The following is an 18,299-nucleotide window of genomic DNA, read 5'->3' as shown; positions in this document are numbered from 1 at the left end:
GCTCCGATTGGGGTGGGTAGACTGTGAACTTTTCTGCCGTCAGCGGTGAGTTCTCTGCAACCAGTCTAAAAACGGGGAATTTTGGGGGCTCTTCAAACCTATTTTTATTTACATTTATCTCAATTAACTGTTGATACTTTAATGGATGCTTTAGCCATTCTTCCCCCCACCAGAACCCTTTGTCCTTACTGTGGGGTTGGCTGTGGCTTGGAAGCCGTCGCTAGTCCCCAGAAATCAGCGGTTCAGTCCCACAATAGCTATAAAATAAGAGGCGATCGCCAACATCCTTCTAGCCAAGGCATGGTCTGTGTCAAAGGGGCCACGGTAATGGAGTCGATGGATAAACAACGCTTACTTTACCCCATGTTTCGGTCAAGTTTAGACCAGCCTCTGCAAAGGATTAGTTGGGAAAAGGCTCTGGAAATTATCGTCGATAAAATTCAGCAAGTTAAGCAGACTTTGGGTGTGAGTGGCTTGTGCATGTATGCCTCTGGGCAAATGCAAACAGAGGACTACTATATCGCCCAGAAGTTATTTAAAGGTTGTTTGGGTACTAATAATTTCGACACCAACTCCCGTCTTTGCATGTCTTCAGCGGTCTCAGCCTATGGTTTGAGCTTTGGTTCCGATGGTCCTCCCTGTTGTTATGAAGATTTAGAATTAACCGATTGCGCTTTTTTAATTGGCACCAATACCGCCGATTGCCATCCCATTATTTTTAATCGTTTACGCAAACATCATAAACAAAATCCCCACGTTAAATTAATTGTAGTGGACCCCCGTTGCACTGCCACCGCCGAAGTGGCTGATTTGCATTTAGCGATCAATCCAGGCACTGATATTTCTTTGCTCCATGGCATCGCTTATTTACTAAAAAAGTGGAATTTAATTGACCAAAAATTCATTGATAATCATACCCAAGATTTTGAGCAGTATTGTCAAGTTATTAGCCATTATCCCCCGGACAAAGTTACCCAAATTTGTGGTATTAGTTTGGAACAATTGGAAACCGCTGCTCGCTATTGGGGCAATGCCAGAACAGTGCTTTCCCTTTGGTCCATGGGTCTGAATCAATCATCCCAAGGCACCGCTAAAGGTCGTTGTTTAATTAATCTCCATTTACTTACTGGTCAGATTGGCAAACCAGGCAGTGGGCCTTTTTCCCTCACTGGCCAACCCAACGCCATGGGGGGTAGGGAAGCTGGGGGACTATCCCATCTATTGCCTGGTTATCGTTCCATTCAAAATGCCCAACACCGCCAAGAAGTGGAACAACTCTGGCAAATTCCCCTCGGCCGCATTGATGCTCAGCCCGGTTTATCGGCCTGGGAAATGTTTATGGCACTGGAAAATCAACAGGTTGGCTTGCTGTGGATTGTGGCCACCAACCCAGTTGTCAGTATGCCAGATTTAGAAAGGGTTAAAAATGCCCTGCGGCAATCAACCTTTACGATCCACCAGGATGCATATTTCCCCACCGAAACAGCGGCATATGCCCATTTAGTCTTACCAGCAGCTCAATGGAGCGAAAAAACGGGTACGATGACCAATTCAGAACGGAGAGTTACCCTTTCTCGTGCGTTCCGTTCTCCCCCAGGGGAAGCCAGACCTGACTGGGAAATTTTTGCTGAAGTCGGGCGCAGACTGGGTTTTGAAGAGCAGTTTAACTTTTCCGATTCAGCGGCTGTCCATTCAGAGTATGTGCAATTAACCGCCGGTAGATTGTGCGACCAATCGGGCATTAGTTACGGCGCTTTGGAAAGATTTGGCCCCCTACAATGGCCCTGCCCTAGTGCTGAGCATGAAAAGGAAGTTTCAAGTCCCAAAAGACTATACACGGACCATAAATTTTGCACAGAAACTGGTCGGGCGAACTTTTGCTTAGACCACAGTCAAGGATTAGCTGAACCGGTCGATCCTGACTATCCTTTTGTCCTCACCAACGGTCGTCTTTATGGTCATTGGCACACCCAAACCCGTACTGGCCACATTGAGAAAATCAAAAAAATGCATCCCAAACCCATATTGGAAATGCATCCTAGGGACGCAGAAAAATTGGGCATTAAAAGCCAGGATTTAGTGGCGATTAAGTCTCGGCGGGGCACTGCTCAACTAGAAGTTTTAGTTACCAAGGCCATTGCCCCTGGCACTGTTTTTATGCCCATGCACTGGGGCTTTTTATGGCAAAATAACGCAGAGGTTAATAGTTTGACCCATCCCATTGCTTGCCCCATTTCTAAACAGCCGGAACTGAAAGCCTGTGCTGTTAGTGTGACACCGATTTATCGTTAGTTGAGGTCGAACCGCTGCAAGATGATCTGCTGTCAAGTGTTCCAGTGGAGTACCTTATTTTGCAATTTTACACAACTTCATTTTAACCTAAGATAAATTAACTAGTAAATTTAGCTTTTCAACTATAATTCAAAGATTGATCAGTTATCGGGGTAAAAATTTAAGTTTAAAATTTGGTCAGGAACGTATGGACATTGTTGGGGAAATATTTCTTCTGGCAAGTTAGTTTCTCCCATGGCTATATCTCTACCATTGTCATAGGCATCTAGTATGGTCTCTAATAAATGGGCTTTTAAGCTAGGATTTTCCTTAATCAACTTTAAAATATCCCGTCGTTGTACCCGAATTGTTGCCAGCCAACTACGACTTCTTTGTTCCGATTGATATTGCCATTTGAGGAGGTGACCAAGCAAAATTGCTAGACGGCTTCTTAATTCCTGACGTTGTTGTCTCCCCAAACTCTCTATTTCCTCGATCAAATTTTCAACATCTAGTTTATGCCATTGCTGGTTACTTAGTATCTCAGTTTGTTCTTTTGTCCAGGCATAAAAATCGCTGTGATAAGTACTGGGGGAAGACATCGAATTATATCCTTGCTCAACATCAAATGCTAACATTATAGGCTAAATTAATTTAACTGCAACAACAATGTTTTTTCAATTTGAAACTGATTTTGTCGATTCTCTGCGCTGTATTCCCATGGTTGTCCGCTATAAACTAGACACCTGTGGCGTTAAATTAAAATTAAGTCATTGGCATCAACTGAGTTTGGACCAAAGGCAGTATTTAACTGAAGCTAACTGCAAAACACCGGCAGAAGTTAGCCAATATGGTGAAAAGTTGCAAAACTGGGTGACGGAATTAACTGGTCAGCCGGCTTCTACATTGTCAGTCCCGGCCTTACCCGAATGGTTAAATGCTGATCAAATTCCAGTTCAGATATTAACGGAGTTAGGTAATAAGTTACCCTCTCTAGCATCTCCCAGCATAACCCTGAGTCAATGGCAAAGTCTCACTCCTTTACAAAGATTTGCGCTGATTAAACTAAGTAGAACTGGGCACGAAAATCGTAACTTCCTACCGGCAATCAAAGAGTTTGGTCTTATGCCAAGTCAAGAAAAAGTTACAATTAGTTAATTTGCTTCTCATTAAGTTAGTTAAGATCAACTAGTGCGTATTGAGTTACCTATTTACTTGTAAATTCCTTGCTCCGATTTGCGTGGATAAAATTTCAAGGCGATCGCCATAGTGATTAATGCTAACCAAGCAAGAAAACTGATCAAGTTGGCCCAGATTAGGCCGGTGAATTTGACTTGGATTTGGTGTTTGCCCGGACTTAAATTAAGGCTGAGTAAATTAAAGTCTCGATAATTAGTAAAAAATCCTGCCGTCGGTTGATTGTCTACTACAACTTGTTGCATTGCAGGATAGTACAGAATAGGCAACTGCACTATGCCAGCTTCTGCGGTCATTTCAACTTCGCAGTTAGTCACAACTCCCTTTTGGTTACACATTTCCTTAGTTGCATGGACAGGTAGAAGGGTATTTTCGGCGGAAAAATCATCAAAGTATAGATGGTCCATTCTGATATAGAGAGGATTCCCATCTGTGGTTTCCCCATCGACAATAAATTTTAACTCAAAGGCATTGCCAGCCAATTTAACGTCAGCGAAAGGAATTTTTACTTTTAATTCTTCCTGGGTCAACGGAATGGAAGTTAGGGGCTGTTGATCAATAAAAATGATCAAATTAGCTTGGTTTTTAATTTTATCCATGGGAACCTTACCCTGTAAAACGAGAGTGGGTTTTTCTGTTTCTGGCCAGGCAGGATAGGGAATATCTACGTCAATGGGTAGGGGGCCATTAATAAACACATCCCAGGAAAGATAACCAGGAATCCAGTCGGGATGAAGTAGTTGCAACTCAGCTTTTCCATATATTTTTTCCACCGCTGGTTGGGATTTTGTGCTCACGGGAACGGATTTGTTGGGCAAGCGATAGAGATAATCCAAAGCGCCGGAATAACGAAAGAGGGGATCTTGTAATAACTCTTCCACCGTCACTGTGCCCCGGGGAATGGGTAACCAAGGACGGCTGGCAATCACAATAATTAATATTCCTAAAATTAAATGGCGACTGCGTAATCTTTCTCGGAAAATTAGCATAATGGCCAATGTAGTTAACAGTGCGCCAGACCACATCACATGGGTCAAAAAACGGAAAGTAAATTGGGTGACCCACAACTGTCTCGGTAAAAGATTCCAAATGTTAATGGGACTCCAAGTGAGAAATAGAGCTAGTATAAATACGCTCAGTAGAGGAGTCAGCCAGGGTTGCGATCGCCATAGGCGTCGGGGTAAGGATTTACCAGCAAAAACAAAGTAAATTACCGTACCAAAACCAGCTAGAAGAATCCAACCGACAGCGGGATGGAAGCCATAGGTGGGAGCAATCCCCAGTTCCGTTGGTTGATGGGGGAGGGAGTCCGGGGCTAGTAAATTGGCGATCGGGGTGATATCAGTGGTGTTGAAAGGATTAATGGCTTGAATTTGACGACGAATGGCCAAACTACTAGATTCCAAAGCCACAGGAGCTAAAAAGTACAGCGCCAGCAACCAGGCCCAGATGTAACTTAAGCTAATGTAAATAGTTCCCTGTTGCCAATGGCTTGGCTTATTTTTGACTAAGAAAATACCGCCCAATAAAGCAATGAAAATAGTCGTGTAAACAAAGGTAATAATGTGGGTTAATCCCAGGGCACACCAGGCTATAGCCCCCAAAATTAAATGGCGATAATGGGGATAATAAAAAGTTTGAATAACGTAAAATAAAACGATGGCTAAAATTCCCTGGGCGATCGCCTCGGTGAAGGCTCCCCTAGCATGGACATTATTGAGAAAGTAGGGGGCAGACATATAGGCCACTCCCCCCAAAATGGCAGCAATTTGGGAACGGGTGAAGAAAAACCCCAGACGATAAATGAAAATCCCCCCTAACCAGAGAGCAGACCAAAGCAAAATTTTATAGGCAGTGTAGGGATTGGTGGGAGTCAAAAACTTGTAAATTATTGCTCCAAAAAAATAGGGCAGTTGACTATAAAATTGAAAACCAGGATAGCGGAAACCAAAATTTTCTAGGGGGGCCACCCGCAGGGGAAATTGTCCTTCCTCTAGGGCCATTCTGCCTTGGACAATGTAACCAATATGGGAAGTGTGGTCGTTAATGGAAAAAATTATCTTTGCCGATGCCATGGGGGCCATCCAAGCCAAAGCAATCAGGCCGAACAAAATATAAGTGAGAATGGCAATGCGATTTCTATAGTTAAAAGTGCCAATTTTTCGCCAAATTGCCATGGTGGTAACGGGCTTGATCCAATTAAGCAAATACTGACGAAAAGTTACTCCGAAAAGTAATAGGCTGAGAATAACTAAGTTACGTCTTAAAGCTTGCAAATCGGCCGCACTGAGCTTCGGTTCTAAGATGCCCCAATAGCCTACTAATCCCAAGGCTAGTCCTAAAACAAGGCATAATAAAGCCAGGATAAAAAAGGGATTATTTTTCTGAATAATAAGGAATTTTAAGTTTTTAAAAATGCCAACTTCTTGATAGAGCAAAAAAAATCCAATCAATAAAATAACAGCTAAACCAAAGCCGATTACAGGAATTAGCATTAGATCCAAGAATGACTCAGTTGGGGGTATTTGGGGCGACCAATAACGCCACATAATATCACAGGGGATTGCATTTTTTAGCTGGCCCTAGATGGGGCTGATTTTTGTGGGAGAATGTTAGCCAACCTGAGGATAAACCATCGGATTTTTTGGGAAACGCCCCTATGCAAAAATTTTTCAAACAATTACGTCGCAAGCTTTTTGGCCTAGATGAGCAGGAAGCGGCCATGATCAAAGCCATTGCCGACACCAACGATTTAATTGCCGGTTTGCAAAAATCCTTTGACCACCTCCATCTGGACTACAGCCGTGCTTTGGTGGAAGTTGTGGCCCAAGCCCAACCCCAGACTATCCTAAGCTGTGAAATCAACGGAGTCCCCCTCAGGGTACCGGTGGAAATTTTACGGGCCTATGCCCATTGTTTGGAAACTTCCCAGGAGTTTAGTTTCACCTATTGCATAGAAAGTCACTGCGTCCATTGGTTGGGGCAGCATCTACGGCCGGGGGATGTGTTTTTCGACGTGGGGGCAGCCTATGGGGTAATTAGTATTCCTTTAGCTGAAATTGTGGGTAGTACGGGGCATATTTATGCCTTTGAACCGGCTCGTCAAACCCGCCATAGCCTGGAGCAAATTATTGGGGGTAATCACCTGAACCAGATCACGGTACTTCCCCTGGCGATCGCCGACGAAACGGGAGAAGCGGAATTCATTGAATACAGCACCGATAACCGTTTTTCCTGGGCGGCGGACACATCTACCCTAGCTAAGGACGTGGAGCCGAGCTTGGATAACTATGCCACCTATGAGGTGGAAATCACCACCATTGATAAATTTGCCAAGGAAAATAATCTCCGTCCCAAGGCGATCAAAATTGATATTGAAGGCTTTGAACTGTACGCCCTCCAGGGGGCCATGGAAACCTTGAAAACCTGCCGCCCCTATCTTTGCATTGATATCCATGCCGATGTGAAAACCAAAAAATCAGCCCTATTAGGAGTTCGACCGCTGTTGGAAGGCCTGGGTTACCGTTGCGACAGCGATGGCCATACCCTTTTCGCTAGTCCGGCGTGATGATGGCATCTCGGCAAGACGTGGGGTCCATATCCTTTGTATGCGGGGCAAACTTGCGGAGGGACAACCGGCCAGATAGAATTAGCCCCAGTTCTGAGAACCGCCTCAGCAGGCCTTAATCAATACCCTAAATTGTCCGGGTTGGGGAAAATTGGCACTCTGCGACGTTCTCTCAGCCCATTTTTACCAAAATTTTAGCTAAATTAACGGTGTCAACCTCCTTTTCCAGTGCCTATCGTTTGGCGGTGCTAGTTCCTTGCCGTAATGAAGCGTTGACCATCGCTCAGGTTGTGACTGATTTTCGCCAGCAGTTGCCCCATGCCGCTGTCTACGTTTATGACAATTGTTCCACCGATGACACCGCCACCGTCGCCCAGCAAGCAGGGGCCATTGTCCGTTACGAAAAACAACCGGGCAAAGGCAATGTGATCCGCCGCATGTTCGCCGATATTGAAGCGGATATCTACATTTTGGTGGATGGAGACAATACCTACGAAGCCGGCGCGGTGGGTCGCCTAGTCGATCGCCTGATTAATGAGCAATTGGATATGGTGGTGGGGGCCAGGCGATCGGAATTTAAGGATAAGGAAGCCTACCGTTTTGGTCATCGCAGTGGCAATCAGTTCCTTAAGGGCATTGTGGAGTTACAATTTGGAGCCCGGCTGGACGATATGTTATCGGGCTACAGAATTTTTTCCCGTCGCTTCGTCAAGTGCTTTCCGGCCATTTCTAACGGCTTTGAAATTGAAACGGAATTAACCATTCATACCCTGGAGTTACGGTTGCCCTTCGCTGAGGAGCCGGTGTTGTACCAATCCCGCCCTTCTGGTTCTGAAAGCAAGTTAAACACTATTAGTGATGGTTTTCGGGTTTTGGGCACCTCATTTTTGTTGATGAAGGAAACCAGACCGTTCTTGTTTTTTGGTGTTTTCTTTGCCCTATTTTCCGGAGCGGCGATCGCCTTAATGTTACCGGTGTTGTGGACTTATCTAGAAACGGGGCAAGTGCCTCGATTTCCCACTCTGATCATTGCCGCTTCTCTGATGTCCCTAGGCTTTGTATTTTTTACCTGCGGCTTAATTTTAGATTCCGTTGCCCGAGGACGGCGGGAACTGAAGCGCATGGCCTATCTCAGAATTCCCAGGGTGGAAATTAAGGAAATCTAGGGGCCAATTAGTTAACCAAATCACCTCAGCCATTAGCCCCGAGGAAAAAAATTGCGTTGGCCAGAGATCAACCCTCGGCGCTGGCTTCCTGATTTTTCAATAACGGGAAAGCAATGACATCCCGAATGCTGGGGGAATCCGTTAGCAACATCACCAGGCGATCGATGCCAATGCCCAAACCACCGGTGGGAGGCATACCATATTCCAAAGCAGTGAGAAAATCTTCATCAACGCTGTGGGCTTCTAAATCCCCTGCCGCTTTTTTGGCCGCCTGAGCTTCCAAGCGTTGACGTTGATCAATGGGATCTGTCAACTCAGAAAAGCTGTTGGCCAATTCCCGACCGTAAACAAAGAGCTCAAACCGTTCCACCAGTCCTGGCTTACTGCGATGGGGTTTGGCCAAGGGGGAAATTTCCACTGGAAAATCGGTAATGAAAGTTGGTTGCATTAACGTTCCTTCCACTTTTTGCTCAAAGGCCTGATTTAACAAATGCCCCAGGGAAGGACAATCTTCTGGCACGCCAATGCCTGCTCCGGCGGCGGCCGTTTTCGCCGTTTCTAGGTCAGTGAATTGACTAAAATCTACCCCCGTTGCTAACTTCACTGCGTCGTGCATAGTGATGCGTTTCCAGGGAGGGGTGAGGTCGATTTCTTCCCCTTGGTAGGTAATTTTCAGTGTGCCTAGTACCGATTGGGCGGCGGTGGTAACGAGGGCTTCCGTTAAAGCCATCATCTCGTTGTAATCCACATAGGCTTGATAGACTTCGATGGAAGTAAATTCAGGATTATGCCTGGTGGAAATCCCTTCGTTGCGAAAAATACGACCCAGTTCAAAAACCTTTTCAAAGCCCCCTACTACCAGTCTTTTCAGATGTAATTCCGTGGCAATGCGGAGATACAGGGGCATATCCAGGGTGTTGTGGTGGGTGATGAAGGGTCTTGCTTCTGCGCCGCCCGATTCCCCTTGCAAGACTGGAGTTTCAATTTCAATAAAGCCCTGTTCATCTAAGTAACGGCGGATGGCGGCGGTAATCTGGGCCCGACGGCGGAAAGTCTGCCGTACGGTGGGGTTAACAATTAAATCCACGTAACGTTGGCGATAACGCTTTTCCGTATCGGTTAAACCGTGCCATTTGTCCGGTAGGGGCAATAGGGATTTAGTGAGTACGGCATAGGTTTGCACATAAACCGATAATTCCCCTTTTTCCGTACGCTTCAGGGTACCCGTCACCCCTAAAATATCCCCCACATCGGTAATTTTCTTCAGCAAATTAAAAGCGTTTTCCAACTCCGGCATGTGTTCCGTCAGCCGTTGCTTTTCCAAATAAAGTTGGATAGTACCGCTTTCATCCTGGAGGGTAAAAAAGGCCAATTTTCCCATGACCCGCCGCGCTAAAATTCGACCGGCGATCGCCACTTTGAGGTCTACTTCTTCACCATTGGCCAGGTCTTGATAGGCTGCTTGAAGTTCCTTTGCTTGGTGGGTAGCATCCCAGGTATAGGCGTAGGGATTAAGGCCGAGTTGTCGTAATTGTGCCGCTTTTTCTAGGCGGGTGGCACGGATTTCTTCGAGGCTGGAGTGGGAATGGGAATCGGCCATGGTGACGCAAACGGGAAAAATTAGAAATTAAATACTTTTGAATTATTTGTTGGTTATTTCATGTTGGCCCTAGTGTCCTGCACCGCAATCCAAAAGAAGATGGCCGTCAGGGGAATGCTACCCAGCAAAATGGCCGTGGTAGTGGCACTGCCTAATTCCGGTTGCCCCGATGACAGTTCAAATACGCAGCCCACAGCGGCGATCGCCGACACACAGGAAAGGAGCAAAAGAATACCACTTTTAGGAGTCACAGAAAATCAACCTCCGGGACGAATGAACAGTCAACAGTCCAGTTTACCGTTAAGGGGTTGTCGGAAAGGTCTTAAATTTCCCCTCTACGCAGCGGTCAGAGGTCTGGAAAGAGGGCAAATCCCCATCGGCTTCCCTCCCTATCTAAAGTTACGGAGACCTGAAAAAATAGACCCCCAGACAAAATGGAGTCCATTAGGCTATGTTTACAGGGCCAGGCTAGGCCATGGGCTTGACGGCCTGCATGGAAAAACCTTCTTTCTTCAAAGATTCCGCCAAAGCCAGGGGATTGTCCACCCGGTCCACAAACATAACACCATTGAGGTGGTCCATTTCGTGTTGAATTACCCTAGCGGTTAGCTCAGCAAAAAGGCGTTTTTGGGGGCGGCCATGCTCATCCTTGTAGGTCACTTCGATCGCCCTGGGTCGGGTAACATCCATATAAACATTGGGCACACTCAGACAACCCTCTTCCACTACACAAAGTTCTTCGCTAGTGCGGGTAATCTGGGGATTGATCATAATTAGGGGCGGTTCATCAGGCTTATCCTGTTCACAATCCACCACCAATAATTGTTTGTTAACCCCCACTTGGGGCGCAGCTAAACCAATGCCGTTAGCACTGTACATGGTCTGCAACATCTCCTTGGCCAATTTGCGGATGCTGTCATCTACCTTGGCAATGCGCTTGGCCGGTTGTCGGAGCACCTTATCTCCCAGGTAATGGAGTTCCAAAGGGGGACGATCAACTTTTTGCTTTTCAACGAGGAGGGTGGCAGTCATGGACGTTCTACGGGCCTATCTCAACAATGGGGTCTCAGACTACATCTTAACAAAATCACGGCCTGGACAATTTTCGCTATGGTTTAAAGGGCTTGTTTAGCTTTGCCAGTTTGATTAGTGCTTTATCCTATGAATTTTTTGCTCACCAATGACGATGGCATTGATGCCCCTGGTATTGAAGCTCTCTACGAAGCCCTTGGTAAACGGGGTGTGTGGGTAGCCCCCAAAAATCAACATTCCGGCTGTGGCCATAAGGTGACCACAGACCAGGCGATCGCCGTGGAGCAGAGGGGCAAAGACCGTTACGCAGTGGACGGCACTCCGGCGGACTGTACCCGTTTAGGGGTGGTTCATTTTTATCCAGAAGTGGACTGGGTCATTGCGGGCATTAATGCGGGGGGCAATATGGGCATCGACTCCTATCTCTCCGGCACAGTGGCGGCGGTACGGGAGGCCGCGATCCTTGGCCACAAGGCGATCGCCATTTCCCATTGGATTAACAAACCCCGCACCATTGATTGGGTCTGGGCTTCCCACTGGGCCAATGCTGTTTTTAATACCCTTTGGCAAGAGGATTTACCCCCCCAACATTTTTGGAACGTTAACCTACCCCATTGGCAAAGCGGCGATCCGGAACCGGAATTGATTTTTTGTGAACCCAGTCGAGATCCTCTGCCCGTAGCCTTCACCATAGAAGGGTCAAATTTCTTTTACCGGGGAGAATACAGCCAGCGACCACGACAACCTGGATCCGACATTGACGTTTGCTTTTCCGGCAACATTGCCATCACCCAGCTCAAAATTTGATTGGGTCAGTCCCAATATCGAGAAAATGGTCAACGTATTTAGATGGGAACTGGTTTAGTAGGTTGTGCCCAGCCCCTTAAATTTTTGCCCTAAAGCTCTAGGCTACTCTGGGGTTATCCCCTTTGAATTAGGGGTCAGGGGGATTCTTGAAACACATTCTGGGTAAATCGCCAAACGCGGCTCCTAGGGATTTCTGAGTAAAATACAGGGGAAGTTGCCCGTTTTAGGAAACTTAAGCAAATGGTTATAGCTCCCCATCGCACCATTATTTATCCCGACAGCGACGGCCAACCCATGGCGGATAATACAGAACAGTTTCAATGGATTGTTTTACTCAAGGAAAATCTGGAATGTCTTTTTGGCCAAGATGCCAACATTTTTGTGGCGGGGGATTTACTCTGGTATCCGGTGGAAGGGCATCCTGAAATTCGTGTGGCCCCCGATGCCATGGTGACCTTAGGGCGACCCAAGGGAAAACGAGGCTCCTATCGGCAATGGGAGGAAGATAATACTGCTCCCCAGGTAGTCTTTGAAATCCTCTCTCCCGGTAATCGTGCCAAGGAAATGATTCGTAAATTACAATTTTATGAACGCTACGGAGTGAATGAGTATTACGTTTATGACCCTGATGACAACGAATTAACTGGATTGCAGCGGGGAGAAAACGGATTAGAGATGATTGAGACCATAGAAGATTGGACTAGCCCCCTCCTGGGCATTCGTTTTCTACTTACCCCCGATACCCTAGAAATTTATTATCCTGACGGCCGCAAGTTCCTGACTACGGTGGAGTTTAATCAAGAAATGGCTAAGGAAAAACAACGGGCCGATCGCCTGGCGGCCAAACTAAAGGAATTGGGCGTTGATCCTGAGGAAATTTAAGTTCTTGGCCGTGATTTTCCCTCCCATAAAGAGATTAACTTCTAGTGAACTTAGCCTGCCCTATTCCCCTTGAACGTTATCCCCAGGTGCTGTTGGCCCACGGTGGGGGCGGTAAGTTGAGCCAACAATTACTCAAGCAAATTTTTCTACCGGCCTTTGGCGCTTCCGAAACAGGCAGCCATGACGCGGCGGTGTTTACGGTTAACCCTGGATCCTGGGCCTTCACCACCGATTCCTACGTGATTAATCCCCTCTTTTTCCCCGGAGGTGATATTGGTTCTTTGGCAGTCCACGGCACTGTTAATGACCTGGCCATGGCCGGCGCTACTCCCCGTTACATTAGCGTTGGTTTTATCCTGGAAGAAGGATTGTCGATGGAAACCCTCTGGCGGATAGCCCAATCCCTGGGGCAAGCGGCGAAAAATTGTGGCGTGGAAATTATTACTGGCGATACCAAAGTGGTGGACCGGGGTAAGGGGGACGGCATTTTCATCAACACTAGTGGCATTGGTTCCCTTGACCATCAACAAACTATCCATCCCAATCAGGTACAGGTGGGCGATCGCCTAATTATCAGTGGGGATTTGGGTCGCCACGGCATGGCCATTATGGCGGTGCGTCAAGGATTGGAATTTGAAACCACCATTGAGAGTGATTCAGCCCCGGTTCATCGGCAAGTGGAAGCTTTATTGTCAACAGGAATACCGATCCATTGTCTGCGGGACTTGACCAGGGGGGGGCTGGCCAGTGCGGCGAATGAAATTGCCCAAACCGCGGGAGTGACCATGGCTTTGCGGGAAAATTTGATTCCGGTGGAGACAGAAGTGCAGGCCGCCTGCGAACTATTGGGTTTTGACCCCCTTTATGTAGCCAATGAAGGACGATTTTTAGCCATTGTGCCCCCAACAGCAGAGCAAAAAACCCTAGAAATTTTGCAAACTTTCCATCCCCAAGCCACGGCGATCGGTACAGTTACAGGCAAAAGTGCACGGGCTTTGGGGTTAGTCACCCTAGAGAGTCGCATTGGTGCCCCCCGTTTACTGGACATGATCAGTGGGGAACAATTGCCCCGTATTTGCTAGATTGCCAGCCCCCAAACCCTAGGCTGAAAGCCATAGCGCAGAAATATCACCTTGGGTTAGGGATATGATGGGGAAAGGCCGATTGACTAGATCGCCAGATTTTTTTTGTTTAGTTACTCTCCTCCAAACCCATGGCCATCAAACCCCAACCCCAATGGCAACGTCGCCTTGCTAGCGTTTTGCTGTGGGGTGCCACCATTTACCTATTGGTGAACCTGCTTGCCCCAACATTATTTGGTTCCCAACCCCCCCAAGTACCCTACAGTCTTTTCATTGACCAGGTGGAAGGGGACAAAGTTGTCAGTGTTTATGTGGGCCAAAACGAGATTCGCTACCAACTTAAGCCGGAGTTAGGGGATGAGGGCAAGGAAAAAGCGGCCGATGGACAGATTTTAAGAACCACTCCTATTTTTGATCTGGAGTTACCCAAGCGCTTGGAAGCCAAGGGCATTGAATTTGCCGCCGCTCCCCCAGCAAAAAATTCTTGGTTTGGCACCCTTTTAAGTTGGGTCATTCCCCCGCTGATTTTTGTTGGTATCTGGTCATTTTTCTTGAACCGTAATAATAATGGTGCCCCCGGCGGGGCTTTGGCTTTTACTAAAAGTAAGGCAAAAGTCTATGTGGAAGGGGATTCCACCAAAGTTACCTTTGACGATGTGGCCGGGGTAGAAGAGGCCAAAACAGAACTGAGCGAAGTGGTGGATTTTCTCAAATTTCCCCAACGTTACACTGCCCTGGGGGCAAAAATTCCTAAGGGTGTCTTGCTAGTGGGGCCTCCCGGCACAGGTAAAACCCTGCTCGCTAAGGCCGCCGCGGGGGAAGCAGGGGTGCCATTTTTTATCATTTCTGGTTCTGAATTTGTCGAACTCTTTGTGGGGGCAGGGGCCGCCCGGGTAAGGGATTTATTTGAGCAAGCCAAAAAGCAAGCCCCTTGCATTGTCTTTATTGACGAATTGGACGCCATTGGTAAATCCCGAGCCAGCGGTGGTTTGATGGGGGGCAACGATGAGCGGGAACAGACTCTGAACCAACTGCTGACGGAAATGGATGGGTTCAGTGCGGCGGGGGCGACGGTGATTGTGTTAGCTGCCACTAACCGCCCAGAAACTTTGGACCCAGCTTTACTCCGTCCTGGGCGTTTTGATCGCCAGGTGTTGGTGGACCGGCCAGATTTGGCAGGCAGGCTGAAAATTTTAGAAATTTATGCCAAGAAAATTAAATTAGACAACGAGGTGGAGCTAAAAAATATTGCCACCCGTACCCCTGGTTTTGCCGGGGCTGACTTGGCTAATTTAGTCAACGAAGCGGCACTGCTAGCCGCCCGCAATAAGCAAAATAGCGTTACTGAAGCCGATTTCCGCGAGGCGATCGAACGAGTGGTGGCCGGCTTGGAGAAGAAAAGTCGGGTGCTGTCGGATAAGGAGAAAAAAATTGTTGCCTACCATGAAGTGGGCCATGCGCTAGTGGGGGCAGTGATGCCCGGCGGTGGTCAGGTGGCGAAAATTTCCATTGTGCCCCGGGGGATGGCCGCCCTGGGTTATACCCTCCAAATGCCCACAGAAGACCGCTTTTTGTTAAACGAGTCTGAACTACGGGATCAAATTGCCACCCTGCTAGGGGGAAGGGCCGCCGAAGAAATTGTTTTTGACAGCATCACCACTGGCGCGGCCAATGATTTACAACGGGCCACGGATTTAGCAGAGCAAATGGTCACCACCTACGGCATGAGCAAGGTTTTGGGACCCCTCGCCTACGATAAGGGTCAGCAAAATAATTTTCTGGGGCAGGGCATGGGCAATCCCCGGCGTATGGTCAGTGATGACACTGCCAAGGAAATTGATCTAGAAGTCAAAGAAATTGTTGAGCAGGGTCATAACCAGGCTTTGGCAATTCTCGACCATAATCGCGATTTACTGGAGGCGATCGCCGAAAAAATCCTCGAAAAAGAGGTCATCGAAGGGGAAGAACTGAATCAGTTTTTAGGCCAGGTACAAGCTCCCGCCACCGTAGCGGTGTAAAAAATTTTCTTGCTTGCCATCTTTAACCTTTACAAGCAAACACTATCCTTCCTCATCGGCAGATTTGCTGCTACAAGCAGGGAGGAGTAGTTCACCACTGGTTAAAGATCAAAGTTTATTGTCCAAATTACCCTGGGAAAATAGACGACCAATGATTTCTTCGATGGGGGGGTCAGACACACTTAAATCTGATACCGGCAACTCTGCTAACAGCTTGGCGATCGCCGTAGTTAGGCTTTCCCGTTTGAGCAAAAAGCGCACCAGTAAACCCTCCACACTCTCCACTTCCCCATAGATCTCTAATTTTTCCAGAGTTATGGGAGTAGATAATTCCACTGCCACTTGCCGGTAAGGGGAAAATCTTTCTACCAGGGCTTCCAGATCACCGTCATACATCAATTGTCCCTGGTGAATCAATAGCACCCGCTCACAAAGGGCGGTGATGTCTGCCATGTAATGGCTGGTCAGTAACACGGTGGCCTGGTAACGCTGGTTGTATTCCTGTAAAAACTGCCGCACCGCCACTTGGGCATTAACATCCAGCCCCAAAGTGGGTTCATCCAAAAATAAAACGGTGGGATGGTGGAGCAGAGCGGCCAACAATTCCGCTTTCATCCTTTGCCCCAGGGAAAGTTTCCGCACCGGTTGCTTCAATTCCGTAGTTAGATCGAGCATTTCGCTCAATTCCCCTAGCCGTTGCTCAAAGATTTGGTCAGGAATTTCGTAAATTGCCCCATTGATGCGGAGGGAATCCAGGGTAGGTAAATCCCAGATTAATTGTTGCTTTTGCCCCATCACTAAACTGGTGCACCGTAAAAAAGCCGTTTGTCGACGGAAGGGATCAAAGCCCGCCACCCGCACTTTTCCTCCGGAGGGCTTAATCAGCCCTGTAAGCATTTTCAATGTGGTGGTTTTGCCGGCTCCATTGGCACCGAGGAAGCCCACCATCGCCCCAGGGGGAATGGTAAAGGAAATATCCTGCACCGCAAGAATTTGGCGGTAACGTCTCTGCCAAAAATGTTGCAATGTTCCCTTCAGACCAGGGGATTTGAGGGCAATGGGATAAACCTTGCTCAAATTTTCCACCACAATGGTGGGGGCAGACGTTGATACCAATGGAGTTGCTAACCTGGACAAAGCGCTGTCACCTATGCCAAAAGTTCTAAATTGGTGAAGCTGAAATCGGTAAAGGTTTTTTCTCCACCAGCGGCGATCGCCTCTACGGTCTGTTGACTGGGCAGATAATAACCCCCTAGTTCCACATAGGTTTCGGTGAAGTCCCTTTTACCTTTGAGGGTATCAGTTTTAGGATCTTTGAAAATAGCGTTATATTTAACGGCAATGTAGCCGGAGCCGGTATCCAAACTTTCTTCAGTGTTAATGGTGAAAGCCACAGGCCCCATCACTCGACTGACCTGGCAAATTTCCGTACCCCGGATTTTATAGTTCGATCCCATGGCATCTCCCTTCACATCAATGGCGATCGCCCCGGAAGCATCGGTTTCCCCAAAGCTAAACTGATTCTTACCATGGGACTTTTCAAAATTTCCCTGTTTACGGTGGGTAACAATGTCTCGCATTTGGTTATAAACGCTTTCCTGCACAGTTCCGTCGCTGAAACCAGTAACGGTAACGGTGTAGTCCGCCTTCACTTCCACTTCCCCTGTGTAGCGTTCATCCCCTTGGGTAACGGTGAGGTGGGCTCGATAACCGGGAAAATCTTCGTCCCAGGTGTAGCGGTTTTCATAGGCAGCTCGGAAAGCTTCTTGGGCAGTAACAGTGGCAGTCATAGGATGAGGTAAGAGATTAATTAAGCTATAACCAGCATTACATAGGAGCCGGTACTTTGTGCAAAGGGATATATCCGGGTCTAATTGGCTATGACTCTCCCTGCAACCCCACAATGCTTTGCATAGACGATTACTTATCTACTCCTAACTGCGGAATAGTCTGGTGTATTGACTTTCATGGCCCATGCTAGCCAGAGCCAACCCCCAGCTGCAACTGTACAGATCATCATCCCCCAGTAATAAAATTCTCTGCCATTGATGCAAAATGGTGGGTGTTAAATGCAACAACAGTTTTTGACCTGCCGTTTGTCCCAGCGGAATCAGTCTTATCCCGGCTGAAATCAAGTTATTAGCCCAACTGTGGAGATAGCCCAACCCACTCTGATGGAGATCAATGCCCCAAAAAGCGGCCCCTATTCCAAAGGCGATCGCATAGTTACAGGGTTGTGTGGAGGGAATCGGCTCAAACCAAGCCTGCACAGCCGGGTCTAAATCCACCAACAATTTTCGCAGGGAGCCTCCCATTTGCAAGCTCTGCTCTCTTAGTTCTCGACTCTCCCTAGTGGCCGTTAACCATTGATTCCAATAAGATAAATTTTTAACAGTGGGGTTGGGGACAACATCAGTTGGGGCAAGTTGGCCAGTAAGTCGATGGGCCCGAGCCATGATAGCTGTGTCCACTGCAATGGAACCCTGGCCTAACTCTTGGGTAATCCATGCCCCCAGGGTATCAGCATTAGTAATATTTCCCCGTTCGATTAACCATTCCAAGCCTTCAGAATAGTTGTAGGCTCCCACCGGCAAGGTCGGGCTGACCAATTGCAAAAGTTTTAACTGGGCAGATCCTGACAGCAAAGGTAAAAAGTTATCAGCCAAAATGATTGCT

At 47.5% G+C, this 18,299-nt stretch carries 16 protein-coding genes; 8 read left to right on the top strand and 8 right to left on the bottom strand.

Annotated features, from left to right (window positions below):
* Positions 1 to 141: 141 nt before the first annotated feature.
* A complete protein-coding gene (locus IQ217_RS03765; protein ID WP_194018960.1) occupies positions 142 to 2,292 on the top strand; it encodes a molybdopterin oxidoreductase family protein in 2,151 nt (716 codons plus the stop codon).
* 140 nt (positions 2,293 to 2,432) lie between these two features.
* Here the strand turns inward: IQ217_RS03765 and IQ217_RS03760 are convergent, their stop codons facing one another.
* The gene (locus tag IQ217_RS03760) at positions 2,433 to 2,873 is read right to left on the bottom strand and encodes a DUF29 domain-containing protein (protein WP_228023914.1); all 441 of its coding nucleotides are present in this window, start codon (positions 2,871 to 2,873) and stop codon (positions 2,433 to 2,435) included.
* 67 nt (positions 2,874 to 2,940) lie between these two features.
* Here IQ217_RS03760 and IQ217_RS03755 point away from each other — a divergent pair, with 67 nt between their 5' ends.
* Positions 2,941 to 3,429, top strand: a complete 489-nt coding sequence (locus IQ217_RS03755) for a nitrate reductase associated protein (protein ID WP_194018958.1) — start codon at positions 2,941 to 2,943, stop codon at positions 3,427 to 3,429.
* Between the two features lie 53 nt (positions 3,430 to 3,482).
* On the opposite strand, the gene IQ217_RS03750 is transcribed toward IQ217_RS03755, so the two are convergent.
* Entirely contained in the window at positions 3,483 to 5,963 is a 2,481-nt protein-coding gene (locus tag IQ217_RS03750) for a hypothetical protein (RefSeq protein ID WP_228023913.1), read from the bottom strand.
* A gap of 164 nt (positions 5,964 to 6,127) precedes the next feature.
* Between IQ217_RS03750 and IQ217_RS03745 the strand changes: the two genes are divergently transcribed.
* Both IQ217_RS03745 and IQ217_RS03740 read left to right on the top strand, forming a co-directional pair.
* Positions 6,128 to 7,036, top strand: coding sequence for an FkbM family methyltransferase (locus tag IQ217_RS03745; RefSeq protein ID WP_194018956.1), 909 nt, complete (start codon positions 6,128 to 6,130; stop codon positions 7,034 to 7,036).
* Between the two features lie 209 nt (positions 7,037 to 7,245).
* Positions 7,246 to 8,202: a glycosyltransferase gene (locus IQ217_RS03740; protein ID WP_194018955.1), complete on the top strand. Its 957-nt coding sequence runs from the start codon at positions 7,246 to 7,248 to the stop codon at positions 8,200 to 8,202.
* 67 nt (positions 8,203 to 8,269) lie between these two features.
* Here the strand turns inward: IQ217_RS03740 and lysS are convergent, their stop codons facing one another.
* The 3 genes from lysS to def all read right to left on the bottom strand — a co-directional run bounded on the left by lysS (position 8,270) and on the right by def (position 10,834).
* Entirely contained in the window at positions 8,270 to 9,802 is a 1,533-nt protein-coding gene (gene lysS / locus IQ217_RS03735) for a lysine--tRNA ligase (protein WP_194018954.1), read from the bottom strand.
* Between the two features lie 53 nt (positions 9,803 to 9,855).
* Positions 9,856 to 10,053 (bottom strand): hypothetical protein, encoded by a 198-nt coding sequence (locus tag IQ217_RS03730; protein ID WP_194018953.1) that lies wholly within the window; start codon positions 10,051 to 10,053, stop codon positions 9,856 to 9,858.
* Positions 10,054 to 10,270: 217 nt separating this feature from the next.
* On the bottom strand, positions 10,271 to 10,834 hold the full coding sequence (def, locus tag IQ217_RS03725; protein WP_194018952.1) for a peptide deformylase: 564 nt from the start codon (positions 10,832 to 10,834) through the stop codon (positions 10,271 to 10,273).
* A 129-nt stretch (positions 10,835 to 10,963) separates the two neighbouring features.
* On the opposite strand from def, the gene surE reads away from it, so the two are divergent.
* The 4 genes from surE to ftsH4 all read left to right on the top strand — a co-directional run bounded on the left by surE (position 10,964) and on the right by ftsH4 (position 15,623).
* A complete protein-coding gene (gene surE, locus IQ217_RS03720) occupies positions 10,964 to 11,641 on the top strand; it encodes a 5'/3'-nucleotidase SurE (protein ID WP_194018951.1) in 678 nt (225 codons plus the stop codon).
* Positions 11,642 to 11,881: 240 nt separating this feature from the next.
* Positions 11,882 to 12,523 (top strand): Uma2 family endonuclease, encoded by a 642-nt coding sequence (locus tag IQ217_RS03715; RefSeq protein WP_194018950.1) that lies wholly within the window; start codon positions 11,882 to 11,884, stop codon positions 12,521 to 12,523.
* A 44-nt stretch (positions 12,524 to 12,567) separates the two neighbouring features.
* Positions 12,568 to 13,605 (top strand): hydrogenase expression/formation protein HypE, encoded by a 1,038-nt coding sequence (gene hypE / locus IQ217_RS03710; RefSeq protein WP_194018949.1) that lies wholly within the window; start codon positions 12,568 to 12,570, stop codon positions 13,603 to 13,605.
* 131 nt (positions 13,606 to 13,736) lie between these two features.
* Positions 13,737 to 15,623: an ATP-dependent zinc metalloprotease FtsH4 gene (gene ftsH4 / locus IQ217_RS03705; RefSeq protein ID WP_194018948.1), complete on the top strand. Its 1,887-nt coding sequence runs from the start codon at positions 13,737 to 13,739 to the stop codon at positions 15,621 to 15,623.
* 108 nt (positions 15,624 to 15,731) lie between these two features.
* Here ftsH4 and IQ217_RS03700 read toward each other — a convergent pair whose 3' ends face one another.
* The 3 genes from IQ217_RS03700 to IQ217_RS03690 all read right to left on the bottom strand — a co-directional run bounded on the left by IQ217_RS03700 (position 15,732) and on the right by IQ217_RS03690 (position 18,289).
* Positions 15,732 to 16,712 (bottom strand): ATP-binding cassette domain-containing protein, encoded by a 981-nt coding sequence (locus IQ217_RS03700; protein ID WP_194018993.1) that lies wholly within the window; start codon positions 16,710 to 16,712, stop codon positions 15,732 to 15,734.
* A 59-nt stretch (positions 16,713 to 16,771) separates the two neighbouring features.
* Positions 16,772 to 17,413, bottom strand: a complete 642-nt coding sequence (locus IQ217_RS03695) for a DUF3386 domain-containing protein (RefSeq protein WP_194018947.1) — start codon at positions 17,411 to 17,413, stop codon at positions 16,772 to 16,774.
* A gap of 144 nt (positions 17,414 to 17,557) precedes the next feature.
* A complete protein-coding gene (locus tag IQ217_RS03690) occupies positions 17,558 to 18,289 on the bottom strand; it encodes an urease accessory protein UreF (RefSeq protein ID WP_476718264.1) in 732 nt (243 codons plus the stop codon).
* Positions 18,290 to 18,299 lie beyond the last annotated feature (10 nt).

Origin of the sequence: Synechocystis salina LEGE 00031 (genome assembly GCF_015207985.1) — a bacterium.
Lineage (GTDB): Bacteria > Cyanobacteriota > Cyanobacteriia > Cyanobacteriales > Microcystaceae > Synechocystis > Synechocystis salina.
The sequence above is the reverse complement of the archived record's forward strand: the minus strand, read 5'-3'. Positions and strand labels throughout refer to the sequence as shown.

Excerpts from the sequence above, each read along its gene's own strand:
- IQ217_RS03765 (WP_194018960.1), top strand. The coding sequence starts at position 142 with ATGGATGCTTTAGCCATTCTTCCCCCCACCAGAACCCTTTGTCCTTAC.
- IQ217_RS03760 (WP_228023914.1), bottom strand. The coding sequence starts at position 2,873 with ATGTCTTCCCCCAGTACTTATCACAGCGATTTTTATGCCTGGACAAAA.
- IQ217_RS03755 (WP_194018958.1), top strand. The coding sequence starts at position 2,941 with ATGTTTTTTCAATTTGAAACTGATTTTGTCGATTCTCTGCGCTGTATT.
- IQ217_RS03750 (WP_228023913.1), bottom strand. The coding sequence starts at position 5,963 with ATGCTAATTCCTGTAATCGGCTTTGGTTTAGCTGTTATTTTATTGATT.
- IQ217_RS03745 (WP_194018956.1), top strand. The coding sequence starts at position 6,128 with ATGCAAAAATTTTTCAAACAATTACGTCGCAAGCTTTTTGGCCTAGAT.
- lysS (WP_194018954.1), bottom strand. The coding sequence starts at position 9,802 with ATGGCCGATTCCCATTCCCACTCCAGCCTCGAAGAAATCCGTGCCACC.
- def (WP_194018952.1), bottom strand. The coding sequence starts at position 10,834 with ATGACTGCCACCCTCCTCGTTGAAAAGCAAAAAGTTGATCGTCCCCCT.
- surE (WP_194018951.1), top strand. The coding sequence starts at position 10,964 with ATGAATTTTTTGCTCACCAATGACGATGGCATTGATGCCCCTGGTATT.
- IQ217_RS03715 (WP_194018950.1), top strand. The coding sequence starts at position 11,882 with ATGGTTATAGCTCCCCATCGCACCATTATTTATCCCGACAGCGACGGC.
- ftsH4 (WP_194018948.1), top strand. The coding sequence starts at position 13,737 with ATGGCCATCAAACCCCAACCCCAATGGCAACGTCGCCTTGCTAGCGTT.
- IQ217_RS03695 (WP_194018947.1), bottom strand. The coding sequence starts at position 17,413 with ATGACTGCCACTGTTACTGCCCAAGAAGCTTTCCGAGCTGCCTATGAA.